General features: G+C 67.8%; 4 protein-coding genes. 1 reads left to right on the forward strand and 3 read right to left on the reverse strand.

Annotation, left to right across the window (positions count from 1 at the left end; all coding sequences use genetic code 11):
* Both DIE17_RS36920 and DIE17_RS36925 read right to left on the reverse strand, forming a co-directional pair.
* Positions 1-308: amidohydrolase family protein (locus DIE17_RS36920; protein WP_148093614.1), on the reverse strand; the 308-nt coding region annotated here is incomplete at its 3' end.
* A 19-nt stretch (positions 309-327) separates the two neighbouring features.
* Entirely contained in the window at positions 328-495 is a 168-nt protein-coding gene (locus DIE17_RS36925; protein WP_096506909.1) for a DUF1427 family protein, read from the reverse strand.
* A gap of 100 nt (positions 496-595) precedes the next feature.
* On the opposite strand from DIE17_RS36925, the gene DIE17_RS36930 reads away from it, so the two are divergent.
* The gene (locus DIE17_RS36930; protein ID WP_124523004.1) at positions 596-1,519 is read left to right on the forward strand and encodes a LysR family transcriptional regulator; all 924 of its coding nucleotides are present in this window, start codon (positions 596-598) and stop codon (positions 1,517-1,519) included.
* A 76-nt stretch (positions 1,520-1,595) separates the two neighbouring features.
* Here DIE17_RS36930 and DIE17_RS36935 read toward each other — a convergent pair.
* Positions 1,596-1,927, reverse strand: a 332-nt coding sequence (locus DIE17_RS36935) for an isochorismatase family protein (RefSeq protein ID WP_124523002.1), incomplete at its 5' end; no start/stop codon positions are given.

Raw genomic sequence — 1,927 nt, forward strand, 5'->3', positions numbered from 1 at the left:
CGCTTGAGCATGTCCATTGCAACCGCGAGCGACGGCACGCCGTCCCAGCGCAGCTCCATGTTGTAGTTCAGGCCACCACGAATCACGTGGCAGTGGTTGTCGATCAGGCCGGGCAGCGCGCTGCGGCCGCCGAGATCGACGACCTTCGTCGCGCGGCCCGCGAGCGGCATCACGTCCGCGTCGCTGCCGACCGCGACGAAGCGGCCGTCCTTGATCGCCACCGCGGCGGCAACGGGGTTCGCACGATCGAGCGTCGTGATGCGCCCGTTGTACAGGATCAGATCCGGTTGAGTATAGGTTGCGCTCATTGACAGGTCCTCGATGCGGTCAGAAGCCGAGCCAGTGACGCACGGGCCCGATGGCCTGCGCGCCGATCAGCATGCCGGCGAGACCGATCAGCGCGATCAGCGGCGGCGCGGGCGAGCGCACCTTGATCACGCTGTACACGACGCCGATCAGCACGCCGGCGGCCAACGACAATAGATAAGATTCCATAACGTTTTTTCTCCCGACCGGATTAGAATGACCCGCATCGTGCCGGCCGCATGTTTCGCCGCGTTCGCTTCCCCTTCGCTTCCCGCCACCCCGTCCGACCATGCAACATCTTCCTGATCTCGAAGCCTGGGCCATCTTCGCGCGTGTCGCGGAGACCGGTTCGTTCGCGAAAGCCGCGGACTTGCTCGGCGTCTCGCAGCCGACCGTATCGAAGGCCATCGCGCGCCTCGAAAAGCGCCTCGGCGCGATGCTGCTGTACCGCACGTCGCGCAAGCTGTCGCTCACGCCGACCGGCGAACTGCTGCGCGATCGGGCGATCCGCCTGCTCGCCGATGCGGAGCTGATCGAGAGCGAGGCCACCGCGCAGGCGCTCGAACCGTACGGCCTCGTGCGCGTGAACGCGCCGATGTCGTTCGGGACGCACCATCTGTCGCCGCTGCTGCCCGCGTTTCTCGAACGCTATCCGCGCGTCGACATCGACCTCGTGCTGACCGACCACATCGTCGACATCGTATCCGGCGGTTTCGACGTCGCGATCCGCATCGCCGAACTGAGCGACTCGTCGCTGCGCTCGCGCAAGCTGTGCGCGGTGCGCCGCCCGCTCGTCGCATCGTCCGCGTATCTCGACCGGCATGGCCGGCCCAAGCATCCGCGCGACATCGAACAGCACGTGTGCCTCACCTACACGAACCTGCCCACACCCGAGCACTGGCGCTTTCGCCACCCGGCATCGGGCGAGGAAATCGGCGTGAACGTGCAAGGCCGCATCCGCACCAACAACGCCGACGTGATCGTCCCCGCGCTCGTCGCCGGTCACGGCCTCGCGCTGCAGCCCGAGTTCCTGGTATGGGATGAGCTGCAGCGCGGCGAGCTCGAGGAAGTGATGCACGACTGGAAGATCGCCGACATCAACGTCAACCTCGTCACGCCGCCCGGCATGCTGCGCGCCGCGCGCGTGACGGTGCTGCTCGATTTTCTCGCCGAACACTTCTCGCACGCGCCGTGGGCGCTGCCCGAGGCGTGAGCGCGGCGGCCCGCGACCCCCGCGGCCGTCGCGTGCATCGCGCACGCCGGCCGCGGCCATTCCGTCCGGCTGCCCGTTACTTCGCCGGCACGGCCGGGATCGACTCGTGCGGCGTCGCAGTGCGCTGCGGTGCCTTGTGGACCATCGTGTACGCGTAGTCGATGCCCATGCCGTACGCGCCCGAGTGCTCCTTCGCGATCGCGACCACCGCGTCGTACGTCTCGCGGTGTGCCCAGTCGCGCTGCCACTCGAGCAGGACCTGCTGCCACGTGACCGGCACCACGCCGGCCTGCACCATGCGCTGCATCGCGAAATCGTGCGCGGCCTGCGACGTGCCGCCCGATGCGTCGGCGACCATGTAGATCTCGTAGTCGCCTTCGAGCATCGCGCACAGCGCGAACGTCGTGT

Source organism: Burkholderia sp. Bp9099, from assembly GCF_003857805.1.
Lineage (GTDB): Bacteria > Pseudomonadota > Gammaproteobacteria > Burkholderiales > Burkholderiaceae > Burkholderia.

What these genes read in the sequence shown, in the direction of transcription:
- DIE17_RS36930 (WP_124523004.1), top strand. Translation starts at nt 596, where the DNA reads ATGCAACATCTTCCTGATCTCGAAGCCTGGGCCATCTTCGCGCGTGTC.
- DIE17_RS36925 (WP_096506909.1), bottom strand. Translation starts at nt 495, where the DNA reads ATGGAATCTTATCTATTGTCGTTGGCCGCCGGCGTGCTGATCGGCGTC.